Source organism: Pseudoalteromonas obscura, assembly GCF_030135505.1.
Classification (GTDB): Bacteria; Pseudomonadota; Gammaproteobacteria; order Enterobacterales; family Alteromonadaceae; genus Pseudoalteromonas; species Pseudoalteromonas obscura.
In genome coordinates this window covers 197,690-215,861 of sequence record NZ_JASJUT010000006.1, presented here as the reverse complement: position 1 = coordinate 215,861, position 18,172 = coordinate 197,690, and the positions used below count along the sequence as shown (strand labels likewise).

The 18,172-nt window shown below is 41.5% G+C and carries 19 protein-coding genes; 11 read left to right on the top strand and 8 right to left on the bottom strand.

What is annotated here, in order from left to right; translation table 11 throughout:
* The first annotated feature begins 739 nt into the window (after positions 1–739).
* Both QNM18_RS15535 and QNM18_RS15530 read left to right on the top strand, forming a co-directional pair.
* The gene (locus QNM18_RS15535) at positions 740–994 is read left to right on the top strand and encodes a hypothetical protein (RefSeq protein ID WP_284137728.1); all 255 of its coding nucleotides are present in this window, start codon (positions 740–742) and stop codon (positions 992–994) included.
* Between the two features lie 48 nt (positions 995–1,042).
* Entirely contained in the window at positions 1,043–2,203 is a 1,161-nt protein-coding gene (locus tag QNM18_RS15530; RefSeq protein WP_417714818.1) for an exo-beta-N-acetylmuramidase NamZ family protein, read from the top strand.
* 18 nt (positions 2,204–2,221) lie between these two features.
* Here QNM18_RS15530 and QNM18_RS15525 read toward each other — a convergent pair whose 3' ends face one another.
* The gene (locus QNM18_RS15525; protein ID WP_023399599.1) at positions 2,222–3,070 is read right to left on the bottom strand and encodes a MurR/RpiR family transcriptional regulator; all 849 of its coding nucleotides are present in this window, start codon (positions 3,068–3,070) and stop codon (positions 2,222–2,224) included.
* 296 nt (positions 3,071–3,366) lie between these two features.
* Here QNM18_RS15525 and QNM18_RS15520 point away from each other — a divergent pair, with 296 nt between their 5' ends.
* A complete protein-coding gene (locus QNM18_RS15520; RefSeq protein WP_284137727.1) occupies positions 3,367–4,743 on the top strand; it encodes a Na+/H+ antiporter NhaC family protein in 1,377 nt (458 codons plus the stop codon).
* On the opposite strand, the gene QNM18_RS15515 is transcribed toward QNM18_RS15520, so the two are convergent.
* The 3 genes from QNM18_RS15515 to QNM18_RS15505 form a co-directional block, all read right to left on the bottom strand.
* Positions 4,740–5,366, bottom strand: a complete 627-nt coding sequence (locus QNM18_RS15515) for a hypothetical protein (RefSeq protein WP_211013535.1) — start codon at positions 5,364–5,366, stop codon at positions 4,740–4,742. The two genes, QNM18_RS15520 and QNM18_RS15515, sit on opposite strands and share 4 nt — an antisense overlap.
* Complete coding sequence (locus tag QNM18_RS15510; protein WP_247687611.1) at positions 5,363–5,920, bottom strand: sigma-70 family RNA polymerase sigma factor; 558 nt, start codon at positions 5,918–5,920, stop codon at positions 5,363–5,365. The genes QNM18_RS15515 and QNM18_RS15510 overlap by 4 nt, the downstream gene beginning before the upstream one ends.
* Positions 5,921–6,007: 87 nt before the next feature.
* The gene (locus QNM18_RS15505; RefSeq protein ID WP_247687610.1) at positions 6,008–6,652 is read right to left on the bottom strand and encodes an energy transducer TonB; all 645 of its coding nucleotides are present in this window, start codon (positions 6,650–6,652) and stop codon (positions 6,008–6,010) included.
* A gap of 115 nt (positions 6,653–6,767) precedes the next feature.
* On the opposite strand from QNM18_RS15505, the gene QNM18_RS15500 reads away from it, so the two are divergent.
* The gene (locus QNM18_RS15500) at positions 6,768–7,274 is read left to right on the top strand and encodes a DUF3087 domain-containing protein (RefSeq protein WP_284137726.1); all 507 of its coding nucleotides are present in this window, start codon (positions 6,768–6,770) and stop codon (positions 7,272–7,274) included.
* On the opposite strand, the gene QNM18_RS15495 is transcribed toward QNM18_RS15500, so the two are convergent.
* The 3 genes from QNM18_RS15495 to QNM18_RS15485 are packed head-to-tail and all read right to left on the bottom strand — an operon-like array spanning position 7,271 to position 10,471.
* Entirely contained in the window at positions 7,271–8,797 is a 1,527-nt protein-coding gene (locus tag QNM18_RS15495) for a GGDEF domain-containing protein (protein WP_284137725.1), read from the bottom strand. The genes QNM18_RS15500 and QNM18_RS15495 overlap by 4 nt on opposite strands.
* A gap of 22 nt (positions 8,798–8,819) precedes the next feature.
* Positions 8,820–9,254, bottom strand: a complete 435-nt coding sequence (locus QNM18_RS15490; protein ID WP_211013533.1) for a type 2 periplasmic-binding domain-containing protein — start codon at positions 9,252–9,254, stop codon at positions 8,820–8,822.
* Positions 9,254–10,471 (bottom strand): hypothetical protein, encoded by a 1,218-nt coding sequence (locus QNM18_RS15485; RefSeq protein ID WP_211013532.1) that lies wholly within the window; start codon positions 10,469–10,471, stop codon positions 9,254–9,256. Before QNM18_RS15485 ends, QNM18_RS15490 begins: the two co-directional genes overlap by 1 nt.
* A 175-nt stretch (positions 10,472–10,646) precedes the next feature.
* Between QNM18_RS15485 and QNM18_RS15480 the strand changes: the two genes are divergently transcribed.
* The 6 genes from QNM18_RS15480 (at position 10,647) to csrA (ending at position 16,900) form a co-directional block, all read left to right on the top strand.
* Complete coding sequence (locus QNM18_RS15480) at positions 10,647–11,273, top strand: GTP cyclohydrolase II (RefSeq protein WP_211013531.1); 627 nt, start codon at positions 10,647–10,649, stop codon at positions 11,271–11,273.
* Positions 11,274–11,460: 187 nt separating this feature from the next.
* Positions 11,461–12,273: a BPSS1780 family membrane protein gene (locus tag QNM18_RS15475; protein WP_211013530.1), complete on the top strand. Its 813-nt coding sequence runs from the start codon at positions 11,461–11,463 to the stop codon at positions 12,271–12,273.
* Entirely contained in the window at positions 12,273–12,734 is a 462-nt protein-coding gene (locus QNM18_RS15470; RefSeq protein WP_211013529.1) for a regulatory protein RecX, read from the top strand. Before QNM18_RS15475 ends, QNM18_RS15470 begins: the two co-directional genes overlap by 1 nt.
* A 59-nt stretch (positions 12,735–12,793) precedes the next feature.
* Positions 12,794–15,397: an alanine--tRNA ligase gene (gene alaS / locus QNM18_RS15465; protein WP_211013528.1), complete on the top strand. Its 2,604-nt coding sequence runs from the start codon at positions 12,794–12,796 to the stop codon at positions 15,395–15,397.
* A 3-nt stretch (positions 15,398–15,400) separates the two neighbouring features.
* Positions 15,401–16,621, top strand: coding sequence for an aspartate kinase (locus tag QNM18_RS15460; protein WP_211013527.1), 1,221 nt, complete (start codon positions 15,401–15,403; stop codon positions 16,619–16,621).
* Between the two features lie 90 nt (positions 16,622–16,711).
* Positions 16,712–16,900: a carbon storage regulator CsrA gene (gene csrA / locus QNM18_RS15455; RefSeq protein WP_023399613.1), complete on the top strand. Its 189-nt coding sequence runs from the start codon at positions 16,712–16,714 to the stop codon at positions 16,898–16,900.
* Between the two features lie 49 nt (positions 16,901–16,949).
* Here csrA and QNM18_RS15450 read toward each other — a convergent pair whose 3' ends face one another.
* The gene (locus QNM18_RS15450) at positions 16,950–17,420 is read right to left on the bottom strand and encodes a YcxB family protein (protein WP_417714820.1); all 471 of its coding nucleotides are present in this window, start codon (positions 17,418–17,420) and stop codon (positions 16,950–16,952) included.
* A gap of 503 nt (positions 17,421–17,923) precedes the next feature.
* On the opposite strand from QNM18_RS15450, the gene QNM18_RS15445 reads away from it, so the two are divergent.
* Entirely contained in the window at positions 17,924–18,169 is a 246-nt protein-coding gene (locus tag QNM18_RS15445; protein ID WP_211013525.1) for an OadG family protein, read from the top strand.
* The last annotated feature ends 3 nt before the right edge of the window (positions 18,170–18,172 follow it).

Below are 18,172 nucleotides of genomic sequence, written 5' to 3'. Positions count from 1 at the left end.
TAAAACCGCAAAGGTCACGGGCGAATACCAGGCGGTCGGAGGTTCACTCTCCACAAAGCACGTCCCGCGTCCGCCATCTCCTTTGAGATGATTACTTCACTCAAGTATCAAAACATGAGATGAACAACCGACGGAAGCCGGTTTTTTTATGCCAGAAATTTAGCTTTTTTAACGACAAGCATTAGATAAAACCGCAAAGGTCACGGGCGAATACCAGGCGGTCGGAGGTTCACTCTCCACAAAGCACGTCCCGCGTCCGCCATCTCCTTTGAGATGATTACTTCACTCAAGTATCAAAACATGAGATTAACAACCGACGGAAGCCGGTTTTTTTATGCCAGAAATTTAGCTTTTTTAACGACAAGCATTAGATAAAACCGCAAAGGTCACGGGCGAAAACCAGACGGTCGGAGGTTCACTCTCCACAAAGCACGTCCCGCGTCTGCCATCTCCTTTGAGATGATTACTTCACTCAAGTATCAAAACATGAGATGAACAACCGACGAAAGTCGGTTTTTTTATGCCAGAAATTTAGCTTTTTGCTTAAATAGAAAACACTCTGCAAATCGCACTCTGAATTTGGCTAAGGGAGCGTGGGATACACTTTTCCTTAGTATTTGCCTCCCCCTTCAGCGAGCACAGCCTGTAATTGATACGCAATGTCGTTTTTGTCCAATTTTATCTTTACTTGATGCCTTACTCTTTGGTCCAAGTTTGAATCTATACTAAGGAACATTTAATGAAAGTGGCATATTCGGGGGAGCAGTTAGCGCAGATATATCGAGATATCAGGCTTAAGCATGAAGAAAGCACGATGTTTGTAGATTGCGGCTTTAAACAAGCAACTTCACATCAAGATGAGATATTGGCTGCATTGAAACTTAAGACCTTATCTTTGCAGCAGCTACATAGTGTGAAGCCATTCTTTTTATTAGAAAATATTCAAATTGAAGATCACGTAAAGATTAAAAAAAGGTTCTTTTTTGGGTTTTGATCAGGCATATTTCCCCAAGCAGTTAATCAACCAAGAGGGGCTCTGTTTATGCATTCTTTCTACCTCAAATTGTGTGTTTTGATATTAATGGTGTTGCATACAAAAATAGCTATTGCCATAGAGGTAGGTGCACAACAGCCCGAAAAGTACTTACCTTATCTAGAAAATAAGCGTGTCGGGTTAGTAGTAAATCAGTCATCTCGTGTGGCTGATATGCATTTAGTGGACTTTCTACTTGCGAACAACGTTAAGGTCGTGCGGATTTTTTCGCCTGAGCATGGGTTTCGGGGGGATCAGGATGCAGGCGCGCATATTGACAACAGCATTGATGTAAAAACAGGTCTGCCAATTGTTTCACTATACGGCAAGCAGAAGCGTCCATCTAAGGAATCTTTACATGATCTGGATGTATTGATATTCGACATTCAGGACGTCGGTGTTCGTTTTTACACTTATATTAGTACTATGCATTATATGATGCAGGCGGCTAAAGACAATCGTAAAAAGTTCATTGTATTGGATAGGCCAAACCCAAATATTCGTTTTGTTGGAGGGCCTGTACTGAACAAAAAATTCAGTTCATTTGTGGGAATGCATCCAATTCCAATTTTACACGGTATGACAGTCGGTGAGCTGGCTCAAATGATAGCGGGAGAAGAATGGTTGTCTGGACTGAACAAGCTTGATTTGACAGTGGTGGCTGTGAAAAACTATCAGGCCTCGGATGAATATATTTTGCCAATTGCACCCAGTCCAAACCTTCCAAATCAACAGTCTATTTATCTATATCCATCTTTATGCTTGTTTGAAGCAACCGCAGTGTCAATTGGAAGAGGCACTGATTTTCCATTTCAAGTCTATGGTCATGATCAAGTGAAGCTTGGTGACTTTGGATTTTCTCCACGATCTATTGTTGGTGCAGCACGGTTTCCCAAGTTAGAGGGCAAAAATGTATGGGGGAAGGACTTGAGGCAAAGCAGCTTAATTGGTTTTGACTTAACATGGTTTATTGAAGCATCTAGTGCATTTAAACAACACAACAAACAATTTATCACATCACCTAAGTTTTTAGATAAATTGGCAGGTACTGATATCATTAGATTAGCGATAGAGCAGGGGTTGAAAGCTCATCAAATAGAAGCCATTTGGCTGCAAGAAGTCAGTGAGTTTAAAAAGCGCAGAGTGCCTTATCTACTTTACTCTCGATAAGGCATTCTGGCGGCAAGCTTAGATATTTAACATATCACTCATGTATTCATTGGAGCGATCAGCTCGGCGTTGCCAATGTAGATTTGACTGAGCAAGAGCAATGAAAAGCACATCAATTAAATAACCTAACGATGCACGTGTCAGTACCGCTGAATGTTTCACGGCTTCTGTTTCTTGTATACAGTACAGGCAGTTATCTGCGTAATTAGCCAACTCACTGTGGCCATAACGTGTTAGTGCAAGGATTTGACACTCGTTAACTTTGGCTTGCTGTGCAAGCTTTACCATACTTTTCACGACGCCTGAGTTACTCAAACAAATCAGTAGATCATCTTTACCCATTGTTGCTACATAGCTTGCTGCACTTAACTCATCGACATGAGTAACAGCACACACGCCTAGCTTTTGCAGCTTTAGAGTTAAGTCTTGTGCCATGGTATGTGTTGAACCAATTGCACATACCATCACTTTTTTTGCACCTTTTATCGCTTGAACTGCTTGCTCAAACAATTCTGGGTTATTTAGCTTACTGGTTGCAACTAAGGTTGCTTGCTGGTTTGCAATTAGCTTTTCTGAAATGTGTGCAATAGAGTCGTTTTGATCTATTTCATTAGAGAGCGGGGTATTTTCTTGTGTTTGTTCATTTAATGCGTCGACAACTGCCAGTTTAAAAGCGGGAAACCCTTTATACCCTAATTTTTGGGCAAATTTAACAACGCTTGACTGGCTAACGCCTGCTGATTTTGCAAGCTCTATTGAAGATAGACCTCTAATTTTTGAACCTGACTTTAAAGTAAAGTCCGCTAATTTAGCTTCACTTTGCGACAGTGAAGGCTTCAAGGCCTTTATTTTTACAAAAGTAGACATGAGGATCACCTGGTAACTAAAACTAACTTAAACTGTCCATATTATAGGTTCAATTGGAACGTTGCGATAGATTGTTTCGGAATATTATTGCGTTTTTTGATTTATGCGGTTCTAGATGAGGTATTTTTGTTGCAATTGTGAATTTAGATACCCGAAAAACCTAGTTTTTTTGCTTTAGCGTTTAAGTTACCATGGTTATAAATTGCGCGTATACAAAGATGCTTTTGAGTAAATTAATGCCCTTTAGCGACTGTAATCAGTGCTTTTCATCTAAATCAAAATAAAAAAGGAAAGCTATGTCTTGGTATTCAATCTTGCCCCCCCTTATCGCCATTGCGGTTGTTTTTTGGCGTAAAGAAGTCATTTTAGCCTTAATTTTAGCCATTGTCTCATCGGAATTTTTGCTTGTGGTAAGTGGTGACGGGCAGTCTATTTTTGTTACATTCACTAATAGTATTGAACGAATCGTTGGGGTTGCAACGTCACCAGGAAATAGCCGTATCTTAATTTTTAGCATTGTTATTGGCGCGTTACTTGCTTTTATTCGTGAATCTGGCGGGGTGTCAGCGACGGTACAAAAATTAATGCAGGTTGGCGTCGCGCGAAATAAGAAACAAGTCGGCCTACTGACAATGTTTACCGGTACAGCGGTATTTATTGAATCAAATATGAGTGTGCTGACTTCAGGAATAGTTTCTCGTGGGTTATTTGACAAGTTTAAAATGAGTCGAGCTCGCCTCGCATACATTATCGACAGTACCAGTGCACCAGTATGTATTTTAATATTGCTCAATGGTTGGGGCGCCTATGTATTGGGCTTGTTAAGCAACTATGAACTTGCTCAATCCCCAGTCAGTATTTTGTGGGGTAGTGTGGCATTTAACTTTTACGCCATAATTACATTGCTGATTGTTTTATACACCATTGTTTTTGATAAAGTTCATGGTCCAATGAAAGAAGCTGAAGAAGAGCTCAAGCGCGAGGAAGTAGAGCTTGATGCTGGACCTATTGCGACCAAGGCGCGGTTTATGCTTGTACCGCTTGTTACACTAATTGCCAGTATGATCGGGTTCATGTACTGGACTGGAGATGGTGTATTGGCGAACGGGAGTGGCTCTAAATCGGTATTGTATGCAACGATGTTGGCTTGTTCAGTTGCTTACCTGCTCATGCTCAAAGAAAAACAGTTCACACACCATCAACTCGTTGACATCGGTTTTAAGGGAATGGGCGAACTATTGCCTTTGGTCAGTATAGTATTGCTATCTTTGACACTTGGAGCCAGCCTGAAAGAGCTGGGTACAGGCGTATTTGTTGCGCAATTGGTTGGTGATTATTTGCCTATTTACTTTATTGTTCCTGTGCTGTTTTTGACTGGTGCTGTTATGTCATTTACAACAGGAACATCTTGGGGAACATTTGCGATTTTGATCCCTATTGGCGTGCCTTTGATCCAAACATTGGGCCTTCCTCCTTCACTGGTGGTAGGCGCCATCTTAAGTGGTGGGATATTTGGCGATCACTGCTCGCCCATTTCGGATACCAGTGCAGTATCCGCTCTGGCATCTGGGTGTGACTTATTGACCCATGTTAAAACTCAGCTCCCTTACGCTCTTGCAGGCGGCGCATTAGCACTAGTGAGCTTTTTTGTCGCCAGTGTTGTTTTACTTTAAGGGCACGCATACAAAGCTTGGCCAGACGGTGGGGTGGTAATACTAACTAGCTGCCCCGACTGGTTTTTACCCAAAGCCAATAATAGCCCTTGATCCGAAGCAACCGATAGGTCATCGGGTACGCCTAATTCATCGAGCAAACTTTTACGTACTTCGATCAGAGTTTGATTTTGGCAATCGGCAATAAACCATACATCTCGCTCAGAATGCACCAATTTGCCGTAAAACTGACTAACTTCGTTGAGTTTTGCTTGCGATCCTGCAAGGGAGTCATCCAGTTGTGCTTTTTGTTGTGCGATTGTGGTTTGATACTGGCCTTCAACAATATTATGTGTCTCAACAACATCATATTGTGATGAAAATGAATTGGGTTCTAATTGCGCTAGGAAAGTTTCAAAATCGCTTAATATGCTTTGCAGAGACAGGCTGCCTACCAGAGCTAAAACACAACAGGAGCTTGCCCATAGACTCGTTCTAAGCCAAAACTGTCGAGTATGTTTGCGGTTTTCTAAGCGACTTAACCGTTTTAATTTACGAATTTGTTTAGACGACATTTTGTTCTGTCGCTTGGCAATTGAATAGGCTTGTTGGAGCTCGTTGAGTTGGGGTTGTGAGTCTTTCATTTCGGCTCTCCTAAAGTATCTTTCAATTGCTGTTTTGCATATCTTAATCGAGTCTTTACAGTCTCAGGGTTCGCAGTGGTGATTTCTGCGATTTGATTTAGCGAAAAGCCTTCTAATTGCAAACAAATGGCTTCTTTTTGTGCGTTTGGTAAGTTTTTAATCGCACTGTAAAGTTGCTCACAACACGCTGCATTAAAATTACTATCTTCGACCTCACAGCTAAGTGCAGTCTCATTGTCGTCACACATAAATTTATTTTGCCGGCGAAATTCATCTACTAGTGCATTGCGTGCAACCCTAAATATATATGCCTTTGGCGTATTGTTGCTCTGATAGTACTGCCTTTTCTCAACGATTGAGAGCCATGTTTTTTGGCATACATCTTCGGCCGTTTCCGGGTCACTTTGTGTACATAGGTAGTGATAAAGATCTGGATTGAAATTATCAATCGCCTGCTCTATGTAACGGTTTTCTCCACTGCGTTTAAATTCATGCAAGGGATCATGTGCTTCGGTTTTATCTTGGATGAACCAGTTTTTTATCGCAAGTAGCATAGTCTCTCCGTGCTTAATTTAACTCTATATACACAGGTGTGCTGATCGCCGCCCAAAATGAAATCGAGCGGCTTGCGTTATTTTCGCTTACTTGTTTAAGTTAAACTCTAACACAACTGACTGACCGTATTGAATAGTTGGTTTGCCAGCGACCATTTTGGGGCGATATTTCCATCGTTTTAGCGCTTTTAATGCAGCACGGTTGAATACTCGTTTTGGCTCAGCATTAACCACTTTCGCATCAATAACTTGCCCTGTTGGCGAAATGTTAAATGCCAATTGTACCCAGCCTTCAACGCCGTCCCGAGCTGCCGGGGCAGGGTATGTTGGGTCAATGCGCACAATCGGGGCCGCCGCAGCGTCGCTGACCTGCAAAGTGCTCTGCATTTGTATAGGGGCAGACTTTACACCTGAGGTGATATTGATATCTAGTGTTACACCCTCGGTAACTGAAGGTGTAACGGTTGGTTTAGGTGGCGCCTTTGGGGTAGCTTTTGGCGGAGGCGGCAAAACATTGCGTATTTCTACAGGTGTGTCTTCAATGTCTTGTGAAATAAATACATCAATGACCGGAGCTGGCTCTGCAACGAACACGCGATCTTGGCTAATCAATTTTTGCATAAAAGCAAATAACGCAAATGTAATTAAGATGGCGCTAATAAATGATAAAACAAGTTTATTTAGTGTGCGGTATGGAGTGTGTGTTTTTACATCTGTCATTGTTAAAGTCATATTTTTCCCCTCTTTTGCTAAGTAAAACGCGCTAGGTCAAAAAAAGGGGTGATTTATTTTAGTTTTTTTATTTTTAGTCATTAAAATGTGGTTTAACTATAGGTGAGGAGACACGATGCAGTTACAAAAAATAGATAAAGCAAGATATAGAAAGCACCTAAATTGGGTGATTGGAGCCTGCATTTTGGTTTTAACCACAGGAAGTTTAGGAATAGCGCAACTTCTTATTCATGTATTCCCAGACTCTGATGGAAGTCATTTCCATTGGAATCTGACTGGAGTAATACTTACCTGCATTGCAATTTTTGCCATACTTAAACGTATAAGACACCATCCATTTATGGTGGAAGTAGTCTATGTATGGGAGCTCAAACAAGCACTCAATCAAGTCACCAGAAAAATGCCAAAACTGAAAAAGGCAGCACAGCAAGGGGATGTGAATGCCATGCTTGCTATGCAATTTAGCTACACAGGTTCTCGTCAATTATGGACATTAGATGATAACACGATAACCATGGAAGAGCTGTCGATATGGCAAGCTGAATTAGACAACCTTGCAAAAAAGCACAATGTCACTTTGGACATTCAGCAATACAGTGAACAAGTACTACGTCACTTTTAAGCTGAATAATAGGTGTAGTGATTCTTCGACGTTTTTTTAATTGAGTACATAGCGACATCAGCGCACTCAACTAAGCTTTTTAGATTGTCCGCATGGGTTGGATAGTGGGCAATACCAATACTCACACCAACCCGTAGCTCTATTTGGTGTCCATTTCTTTCGTAGTGAGTCGGTATATTTACAGCCTCTAGTAGCTGCTGAGCAATATTATTGATTTTATGTTTATTGAATTCTTTAATTGCGATGACAAACTCATCACCACCCCAGCGGCATACCAAATCATTACTAGAGATTATGTGAGATATATTTTTAGCAATGTTTTTAAGTACTTCGTCTCCGGCGTTATGCCCATAGATATCGTTTATTGGCTTAAACTCGTCAAGGTCTAACAGTAATAGGCTAAAGGGTATGTCTGAATCAATCCAGCCAAGTAAAGTAAGTTCGGCTCCATATCGGTTATATAAGCTAGTTAAACTGTCTCTTTGAGCGCGATGGCTAAGTTGATTGAGCATGGTTTTCCGTGAAGTGATGTCGGCAAGGAACACTTGAAAGTACCACTGACCGTCACTTTCGGTGTTAAGTATGATCATACTTAACCATACGGAAGATAATGTTAGAGGGCTGGTGAACTCAAACTCGGACTGCATCACCTGTTTTTGCTTTATGCTATTTTCAGTGAAAGTGTAGAGAATATCAGGAGTTTTGCAGTACTGCCCCAAGTTGTCAGGAAAGCGCTCTTGGCAGTCTACCCCCATTCCTGCCAATAAGTCTTTGGCAGCATCATTGACTAGAGACACTTCTCCGTGTTCACGTACCAATAATGTGGGGGAGGAGCTGCGCTCAAACATGAGGCGGAAGCGTTTTTCAAGATGCTCTATTTCTAGGCGTAAACTTCGCTCTTGCTCAAACAGCATTTCCGTATTGCTCAACATTGCGTTGATCCCTTTACCTATTTTTCCGATTTCCGTATGTTCATGTGCTGTATCTATTTCAATACGATGTGCACTGCCAGGTATGATATTCGTAAGTTGTTGGCTTAAATGTCCCAAAGGTCTTGAAATGAGTATATAGGACAGCCCTGCAAAAATGATCAACATTGGCACGATCACGACGAGTAACGTTTGCACGGAAGAGAATGCAATATCGCGAGCGTTTTGCCGTATATACTGGGTGTTGGGTACTACGTGAATGAAGCCGATGTTTTCTTGTAGGATAAATGGGTTAGGTAGATTAAAAGTGCGAGCCTCTCGCTCAGAAAATAAGATGCTTTTTGCTAAAATCGTGTGTTGATTTGTCAAAGCAGCTGATTGAATAATATCATTGCTCACTAACCCATTTACGACTTCATTGGCTAAGTCTTTATCCTCTAAGTACGCTGCAATGGATGCTGTTGATGAGATGGTCTGGCTGATTTGCATGATAGTTTCATCTGAGTGCTCTAGCTCAGTGTCAAATATATAGTTGTAATAGATGTGAGCATATACAGCAGAGAATAAGCAGGTTGAAAAGCTCAATATCAACATCAACCGAATTATCAAACTTTGTTTACTTAGCAAAACGGTACACTACTTTTAATTCATCAGTGACAGCACTTGCTGGAATATAAGCAATTGCACTCGGGGTTGTTACCACCTTATCAATTATAGCGGCAATTGAAGGATATGCTTGTGGTGGTGACGCTTTACCGCTGAATTTAACCCGAGACCAATAGGCGTTAATTTGTGCAATGTTGCGACCGGTCAAGGCAAGGAAAAAAGCGCTTCTCAATGCATGTTCTTTTTTATAGTCCAAGGTCACAGCAATATGGCCGTTTGGAAATGCCAAATACTTACCCATATACATATCAATAAGCTGGCGCTTTTCGATGTACTCAATTGGGTTGTGTTTGTTGACCACAATGACAATGTCCTCTTGTACATTGCCCCGCGCATCAAAGGTGAGCATCATGAGTACAAGTAAAGTCAGTAGCGGGCGGAGCATTAAAACACCCAATTTAGGCTAATGCCTAATGTATTGAACGAATTGTCGAAATTACCGCTTTCTATATCTCTATGTAAATAAAAGGCAGATGGTAAACTGTCCACTGCGGTATGCTCTAGTTGAACTTTTACCGCGAGAGAGTCATTTAATTCGGTTCTTAATGTCACGGATAAGGTGTTTTGGTCAACCAAATAAAAGTTAGTGTGGCGAATAATCGTGTTATAAAGTAAATCGAGTGGTCCAGAGGAAATTAACGGGCGTTGTGGTGTTGTATTGTTAGATTTTACTTGTGCGAAAGTCGTCATTAGTGTGTGGTTATTGTAATAAAAGCCGACACTAGCATATCCGGCCGTCAAGGCTTTTAAGACTTGCGAGTTGGAATCGATATAAGAAAGTTCACTTTGTGCAAACCACTGACTATTGTCATACCGGATCCCAAGGGCGGAATAATTAAATCGCTTGCCTATAATATTGAGTGACTCAAGTAAAGCGGGTCTTTGTGGCCAAATCTCATTGGGAATTTGTGCGAGCGCAGCTCTGAGCTGTTTTTGTTGTTCATTTTCATTACCAGATTGCGTCGCTGTGTAGTTAGCTCTAAGCGTCCAATCATATGATTGCCATTCCAATACCAGCCCAAATAATGATTTTAATTCTACGTCCCAGAAAAAATTATCGTCGCTCACAATAGGCGCTGTTGATCTACCAACAAAGAACTTACTGCTAAACAAGCCCTCAGAGAATGAGTAAGTATATTTAATATCTGCACCATCTAAATTCTGATGCGGGACAATCGCATAAAATTCAGTGGGGGGATGATCATACGTGTACGTGTAACCTATGTCCCTATGTTCCGTCATCATAAACAAATCAAGACCGGTTCTGCCAAATCGAATCTGCCAATTGGCATTGGGTGTATAACGCAAAAATGCCATTTGAATAATATTGTCGAGGTTTTGTTCTTGATTGTCTTTAAAGAGCACTTGACCAACAAGCTGGGTGCTACTATTTGCTTGCCATTCTATTTGCCCACCCGCGGAAGAGTTCGTAAATCCGAATTCATTTTCATAAGTGGCGCTAGGTTGTGAGATATGCTGTCTGATCCCAGCTGTTTTTGAATCAGTGATTGTTAAACCGACCGTTGCAAAACCGTCTAACTTAAGTTGCTCGGCCGCAGCTTGGAAAGGTATAAATATAAAAAGCAGGAAAAACAGCCTCATCGGCGACTCAATATTTTGACAAGCAATTTATCTTGGTGATTAAAGACTAGCGCTAATGTACACATTTACCAGTTTTGTGTATTTTTACTTGTAAAATGGCAAGATTGTCACCATATAAACAGATATATCATTAATTGTGATATTATCACATTTTTAAATTAGGTATTTTCAAGTCGTGGCTGAAGTTAGAGCGAGAGTTGAGCTGAATGTAGGGCAGCGTAGTCATATTCCTGCAGAGATTGTATCTTTTGAAGGATTGAAAGATGGTGAAGAGCATGTAGCTTTAGTTTTCAACAATGCCGACACCCAACAAGAGATCCCGTTGATTAGAATGCACTCTGAGTGTTTGACTGGTGATGTTTTTCATTCATCTAGGTGTGATTGCGGTGAACAGCTCAACGAATGTATCGAAGAGATGCATCAAAGTGGTGGTGTGTTACTTTACCTTCGTCAGGAAGGCAGAGGTATAGGCTTATACAACAAAATTGATGCTTATGTATTGCAATCACAAGGCATGAATACATACGAAGCAAATAATCACTTGGGTTTTGATGACGACTTGCGAGATTTTTCAGATGCGGTATTAATGCTTAAGGCACTGGGGCTGGATCATGTGAAGCTTATGACCAACAATCCTCGTAAATTAAATGCTTTGCGCAATGCCGGTATTGAAGTTGAAAGTGTAGTAGGAACTCAAGCACACGTTAAAGCAGGTGACTCGGGGAATCGAAACTACCTAGAAACGAAAGTTAAACACGGCTCTCATATGCTCGATATGGATGAAATCAAAAAGCCGAAATAGCTGGGCTGGTGTTGATTTGCTTTATTACAAAACCTATTGTGGTAAGGCAAATCACGTGTCAATTACCAATTTATTTCCGTATTTAGCTATTTTGTTGCATTTAGTGCCGTTAAGCGTCATAAACCTCCTTTCAAGTACTCTTTTGAAGCAGTATAATTAAACCGTTTTATAACTAAGTTAGTCATTTATGTCTGCAGAAATTCGAACATTTAAAGCGAGTTTTGGGGTGAGTTGGTTAAAAGCCGGATGGACGGTGTTTAAAGCTCAACCTTTAACTTTTATGATGATGTACATCTTTATCGTGATAGTAGGGCTATTTCCTTTCATCCTGCCAAATACGATAATTCAGATGGCATGCGCGCTTGCGGGACCATTTTTAACCGTTGGCTTCTATAACGCGGCGCTCAATTCGCAAGCGGGTAAATCAATTATGCTTGCTGACATTCTAAAACCATTTTCCGCGAAAGGGCGTCGACTCAATTTATTCCGCCTTGGTTTGTATCAGCTTGGGGTTGCTTTGATACTGGGGGTGATAATGAGTTTGCTATTTGAGCCAGTTACCAGTGCCATACAAAATCATTCTCCAGAGCAAGATATGGAATCAGTTATCGCGCAAATCGCCGCAGCTATTAGCTTCTCTGATATTGCAATATTTGTGGTGCTACAGTCATTGGCAATGATGGCCTTTGCCTATGCACTACCTCTGGTATATTTCAAAGAGCAAGCAAACATCTTGAATGCGATGAAGCAATCTTTAAAGGTGTTTTATTATAATATGGCGCCATTGTCCGTGTTTGGTGGTATTGTAGCGCTGCTAATGATTGCTTCTGCTCCTCTATCTCTTGTACCACTCATGTTCATCATGCCAATTGTATATATTGGTTTTTTCGTGTCGTTTCAGGCGATTTTTGCGGCGCAAAGCTCACTAGAGGACAATACACCTGACCAAGGTGACAAACATCAAGATAACATTGGGCAATCGGGTCGGTTTGACGCTTAATGGATGAGAAAGAACAGAAAAAACTTAAAAACTACGCAGTTTGGTTGTTATCTAGGCAAGAGTATTCGCGTAAGCTACTGGGTCAAAAATTAAGGCAAAAAGGCGCAAGTGACGAGTATGCCGAGTCGCTGATCGAGTGGTTATGTGACATTGGTTATTTGGATGACGCTAGACACTGTGAAAGTTATTTAAACCGTCAACTAGCCAAGGGGTTGGGAGAGAAACGGGTAATGATGGACGCCACCAATAAAGGCGTTGCGCGTGCGCAGTTAATGCAACTCATCGAAGAAAGAGAAATAGATTGGTTTGCCGTTGCTCAGAAAACATATGAGAAAAAATACGGTTATTCAACGAAACAATTAGATTATCAAGAAAGGTCAAAGCGCGTTAGATATATGATGTATCGAGGCTTTAGCTATGACCAAATAGATTTTGCTATACAATCGCAAAGTGAAAGTTGAAATCGAACACTTCCTTTGTGGTTATCAGCATACAGCAGCAATAAAGGGTAAATAATCACATGCAGCACATGACTACCGCACAGATTAGGCAGAGCTTTTTAGATTTCTTTGCCAAACAACACCACCAAGTGGTGCCATCAAGTTCTTTAGTACCAGGTAATGATGCAACACTTCTGTTTACAAATGCAGGTATGGTGCAGTTTAAGGATGTATTCTTAGGTGCTGAAAAGCGTCCGTATAACCGCGCTACAAGTTCACAGCGCTGTGTACGTGCTGGTGGTAAACACAATGACCTAGAAAATGTTGGTTATACAGCAAGGCACCATACATTCTTTGAAATGCTTGGTAACTTCAGCTTTGGCGACTATTTTAAGCAAGATGCAATTAAGTTCGCTTGGGCGTTTTTGACTGATGTGATTCAGTTACCAAAAGAAAAGCTGCTGGTGACCGTTTATCATACCGACGAAGAAGCTTATGACATTTGGGCCAATCAAGTTGGCGTACCAGCTGATCGCATCATTCGTATCGATACATCAGATAACTTTTGGTCAATGGGTGACACGGGTCCATGTGGACCATGTTCGGAAATCTTTTTTGACCATGGCGAGCACATTTGGGGTGGTCCTCCTGGCAGCCCAGAAGAAGATGGTGACCGCTTCATCGAAATTTGGAACCTAGTATTTATGCAATACAACCGTCATGCTGACGGTACTATGGAGCCATTACCAAACCAGTCAGTTGACACAGGTATGGGTCTTGAGCGTATTTCTGCGATTATGCAAGGTGTGCACTCAAACTATGAAATCGATTTATTCCAAGCGCTAATCAAAGCGACTGCAGAAGTAACAGGCGCTCAAGATTTAGAAGATAAATCTTTACGCGTTGTTGCGGATCATATTCGTTCATGTGCATTTTTAATTGCCGATGGTGTTATGCCTTCAAATGAAGGCCGAGGTTATGTGCTACGCCGTATTATTCGTCGTGCCGTTAGACATGGTAACAAACTCGGAGCGCAAGGGGCATTCTTCCATAAATTGGTTGGTGCACTGGCGGCGCAAATGGGTGAGGCATACCCAGAGCTAATCAAGCAACAGGCAATCATCGAAAAAGTATTGCGTATTGAAGAAGAGCAGTTTGGGAAAACACTAGATCGTGGCTTAGCTATTTTGGAAGAAAACTTAGCGGGTCTTGAAGGTGATGTTATTCCTGGTGATCTTGTGTTCAAGCTATACGATACGTACGGCTTCCCAGCCGATTTAACAGCAGATGTTGCACGTGAACGTTTTATGACCATTGATGAGCGTGGGTTTAAAGCGGCGATGGAAGCACAGCGTAAGCAGGCACAACAGGCAGGTAAGTTTGGTGCTGATTATAATGAACAGCTGAAATCTGAAAAAGTCACAGACTTTAAAGGGTATGACTCTGTTCAATATAGCGGCACAGTCGTTGAGCTATTTGCTGAAGGTGAAAGTGTTTCGGAGCTAGCTGATCAACAAAAAGGTATTGTCGTACTTGACCGCACACCATTTTATGCAGAGTCAGGTGGTCAGGTTGGTGATACAGGTGTTTTGAAAGTGTCTGGTGGTGAATTTGTTGTAACAGATACACAAAAACTGGGTAATGCGTTTGCGCACCACGGTTATGTAACAGGCCGCCTTGGTATTAACGACAAAGTTGATGCTCAAATAGATGCAGAGCGTCGCGAACGCATCAAGAAAAACCACACCGCAACGCATATCTTGCACGAAGCACTGCGTCAAATTTTAGGTGATCACGTAGCGCAAAAAGGCTCGCTTGTCATGGCTGATAAATTGCGTTTTGACTTCTCACATTTTGAAGGTGTCACCAAAGAGCAGCTTCGTGAAATTGAAACTGCGGTAAACGATGAAATTCGCGCGAACTTCTCGTTGAATACTCAGTTAATGGATATCGAAGATGCAAAAGCCAAAGGTGCAATGGCCCTATTTGGCGAAAAATATGACGATGAAGTGCGTGTTGTATCTATCGGCGACTATTCAATTGAATTGTGTGGTGGTACACACGTAGAGCGCGCTGGTGATATTGGCTTCCTAAAAATCGTGTCAGAAGGTGGTATCGCAGCTGGTGTGCGTCGAATCGAGGCCGTCACGGGCGAAGATGCTGTGAATTATGTTGCAGAGCAAGAGAAAGCGCTTGCAGATATTGCTGCGTTAGTGAAAGGCGATAGCGCAAGTGCACTTGAAAAAGTAGCGGCGTTAATCGAAAAAGCTAAAGGTCTTGAAAAACAAGTAAGCCAGTTAAATGATAAGCTTGCAAGTGCAGCGGGGGCGTCGCTAATCGAGTCTGCAGTAGATGTCAATGGCATAAAACTGCTTGTTGCCAACGTAGCCGGAACCGAGTCAAAAGCACTGCGTGGCATGGTTGATGATCTTAAGAATAAGATGGGCTCAGGGGTTATTGCCTTGGGTGTTGCTAATGGCGACAAAGTCAGCTTAATTGCAGGTGTGACGAAAGATTTAACCGGTCAGGTCAAAGCCGGAGAGCTGGTTAATCATATGGCTGCTCAAGTTGGTGGCAAGGGCGGTGGCCGCCCTGATATGGCACAAGCTGGTGGCTCTCAACCTGAAAACTTGGAAGCGGCACTGGCTAGCGTTCCTGTATGGTTGAATGAGAAAACTCAATAACTTGTGGCATTAATTGTAAAAAAGTTTGGTGGCACCTCAGTTGGCTCTATAGAGCGAATTGAGGCCGTTGCCGAACTGATTATCAGAGCTAAACAACAGGGACATCAAGTCGTTGTTGTGGTATCGGCTATGTCAGGTGAGACCAATCGATTATTGTCTCTTGCAAAGCAGATTGATGAGCGACCGAGTGCGCGAGAGTTAGACGTATTGTTAACGACAGGAGAGCAGGTATCGATTGCCTTGCTCGCAATGGCAATCGTCAAGCGAGGGCATTCTGCAGTGAGCTTATTAGCAGATCAAATCGGCATTAAAACAGACAATGTTTTTGGAAAAGCGCGAATACAAGGCATTGATGTCAGTCGCCTACAGCAAGAGCTGGAGCACAACCGCATTGCAATTGTCGCAGGGTTTCAAGGACGTGATACTGAAGGCAATATCACGACTTTAGGTCGTGGTGGTACCGATACTTCCGCAGTTGAAATTGCCGCTGCAATTTCAGCAGATGAATGCCAAATCTATACAGATGTTGATGGTGTTTATACCACAGATCCAAGGGTTGAGCCTCGAGCACGGCGCATGGAACAAATTACCTTTGAGGAAATGCTGGAGTTAGCTAGCTTGGGCGCAAAGGTATTGCAAATAAGATCTGTCGAAGCCGCAGGTAGGTATAACTTGCCATTGCGAGTTTTATCAACTTTTAAGCCTGATTCTGGCACATTAATTAGCTACGAGGAACCAAAAGTGACAAGTAGAACTGTATCTGGCATCGCATATCAAAAAGATGAAGCTTTGTTGATTGTTCGTCAAGTTCCTGAAAACCCAAGCTCTTTAGCTAGAGTTCTGTGTCTATTGGCTGAGTTTGATATTGAAGTGGACATGATAAGTCAAATTAATCATCAAGTTGGCAAAATAGACTATGCTTTAACTGTACACAGCAATGAGTATGCACAAGCGTTAGATGTGTTAAATAGCAATTTAGTCGCATTGGGTGCTTCGTGTGTAGAGGGCAATGCAGAAGTTGCAAAAATCTCTGCTGTGGGTGTAGGGATGAAGTCTCACTCTGGCATCGCAGGCATATTCTTTGATGCGTTGGCTAACGAAAATATTCATACGCTTTTAGTATCGACCTCAGAGATAAAAATCTCAGTTTTGGTAGAAGAGCGCTATTTAGAGCTGGCAGTAAGGGCACTTCATAGTGCATTTAGCTTAGAAAGTCGTGATTAAGCAATAATTTTGCTTACTTTTACATGAACTTTTAATTAAAATGAACTTGACGCGGAATCTTTTAAATTTTGGAATAACAGGAGCAAGAGAATGCTAATTCTAACTCGCCGTGTAGGCGAAACCCTGATGATTGGTGATGAAGTGACAGTAACGGTACTTGGTGTAAAAGGAAATCAGGTTCGTATCGGCGTAAACGCACCAAAAGACGTTTCGGTACACCGTGAAGAAATCTACATGAGAATTCAAGCGGAAAAATCTAATCCGACAGGTAATATGTAACTATATACAACATGTTACTATTGTTCGAGAAATGGCCACTTATACGTGGCTATTTTTTTGTCTGCTGCAAAATAAATGCATAAGTTTCATTATTCAGTGCCTGCCTAGATATGTATTGGCGATATTTGCCATGCTCCAATAAAATGCCTTTTTTCGTCTCTATGACGTTATCTATTTCCTGCCATTGGAGTTGAAAAGCTCGATAAGGGTTATGTGCGTTGATCCCCTGTTCATCAATTTTCAATACTACTTTTGAGCCGCTGGCTCGACTCAACATTTGTCTAGCGACCCACCAAGGGCGTCGATAATAAAACGAAACCCCTTCTATTACTGCAAGTACAAACAAAAAGTTTCCTAAATAGGCTTGCTCAAGCAGATAGTGAGATAAAGAGCCCAATACCAGTAAAAAGCCAATCAGGCCGTATTTGGGCTTGTGATGTTGGCTAAATGACACAGATTCATCAAAGCATTCCTGAAAGTATTGCTTATCTAGCGTGAATTCACTTTGAAACACGAGTATTCCTCAAGTTGGCTAATCCTCAATTATACGATGTTCAGTCCTGCGTTTGAATCTCAAAATTCAACGCATGTGCCGCTGTAATAAAACATAATTAAATTGCCCCTATATCCGTACCTAAGTCACTGTTTATGGTAACTCATACCGAATTTAAGAGTATTTACTCCTGTTGCGAAATTTGAATTTTACATATAGGTAAGACCAATTATTTCACGGTTAATAATAGCGCAGCGATGTCGTGGTTAAGTAATAGCTTATCGTTATTTAGTCTATATATCTTGAGTATTTTTCATATTTATTTGGCAAAGTTGGGGATGTTTTACCATCATTGTTCAATAAGTGTGTGAAATAAATACAAAAAACGTTATTGGTAATACCAATTTACAATGCGCTTTACATGAAGAGCTTGTTTGATATGATGGTTGAATAAATATTTACAAAAGTTGCCTATCTATTTCCTTAAATGGGTAGGTGTAAACAAATAAATAACAACTAAGGGGGCGGAGATGGAAATCAGCGAATTGCTAGCGCAGGCTGCCAATCTTATGTTAACAGGCATGGTTGGTGTGTTTTTATTTTTATCTATTCTGATCTTTGCAGTAAAGGCTTTATCAAAGTTTGCTGCAACAGGGCAAGAGTTGGAGCAACCTAACGTCAAAAAACCTTCAGCAAAGCCTACGTCAACAGGTGTGCCAGCAGCACATATCGCCGCGATCAGCGCTGCGGTTTCTCAATTTAGACAAAACAACTAAGGG

Coding starts and splice junctions, on each gene's coding strand:
- QNM18_RS15535 (WP_284137728.1), top strand. CDS start 740: ATGAAAGTGGCATATTCGGGGGAGCAGTTAGCGCAGATATATCGAGAT.
- QNM18_RS15530 (WP_417714818.1), top strand. CDS start 1,043: ATGCATTCTTTCTACCTCAAATTGTGTGTTTTGATATTAATGGTGTTG.
- QNM18_RS15525 (WP_023399599.1), bottom strand. CDS start 3,070: ATGTCTACTTTTGTAAAAATAAAGGCCTTGAAGCCTTCACTGTCGCAA.
- QNM18_RS15520 (WP_284137727.1), top strand. CDS start 3,367: ATGTCTTGGTATTCAATCTTGCCCCCCCTTATCGCCATTGCGGTTGTT.
- QNM18_RS15515 (WP_211013535.1), bottom strand. CDS start 5,366: ATGAAAGACTCACAACCCCAACTCAACGAGCTCCAACAAGCCTATTCA.
- QNM18_RS15510 (WP_247687611.1), bottom strand. CDS start 5,920: ATGCTACTTGCGATAAAAAACTGGTTCATCCAAGATAAAACCGAAGCA.
- QNM18_RS15505 (WP_247687610.1), bottom strand. CDS start 6,652: ATGACTTTAACAATGACAGATGTAAAAACACACACTCCATACCGCACA.
- QNM18_RS15500 (WP_284137726.1), top strand. CDS start 6,768: ATGCAGTTACAAAAAATAGATAAAGCAAGATATAGAAAGCACCTAAAT.
- QNM18_RS15495 (WP_284137725.1), bottom strand. CDS start 8,797: ATGTTGATATTGAGCTTTTCAACCTGCTTATTCTCTGCTGTATATGCT.
- QNM18_RS15490 (WP_211013533.1), bottom strand. CDS start 9,254: ATGCTCCGCCCGCTACTGACTTTACTTGTACTCATGATGCTCACCTTT.
- QNM18_RS15485 (WP_211013532.1), bottom strand. CDS start 10,471: ATGAGGCTGTTTTTCCTGCTTTTTATATTTATACCTTTCCAAGCTGCG.
- QNM18_RS15475 (WP_211013530.1), top strand. CDS start 11,461: ATGTCTGCAGAAATTCGAACATTTAAAGCGAGTTTTGGGGTGAGTTGG.
- QNM18_RS15470 (WP_211013529.1), top strand. CDS start 12,273: ATGGATGAGAAAGAACAGAAAAAACTTAAAAACTACGCAGTTTGGTTG.
- alaS (WP_211013528.1), top strand. CDS start 12,794: ATGCAGCACATGACTACCGCACAGATTAGGCAGAGCTTTTTAGATTTC.
- csrA (WP_023399613.1), top strand. CDS start 16,712: ATGCTAATTCTAACTCGCCGTGTAGGCGAAACCCTGATGATTGGTGAT.
- QNM18_RS15445 (WP_211013525.1), top strand. CDS start 17,924: ATGGAAATCAGCGAATTGCTAGCGCAGGCTGCCAATCTTATGTTAACA.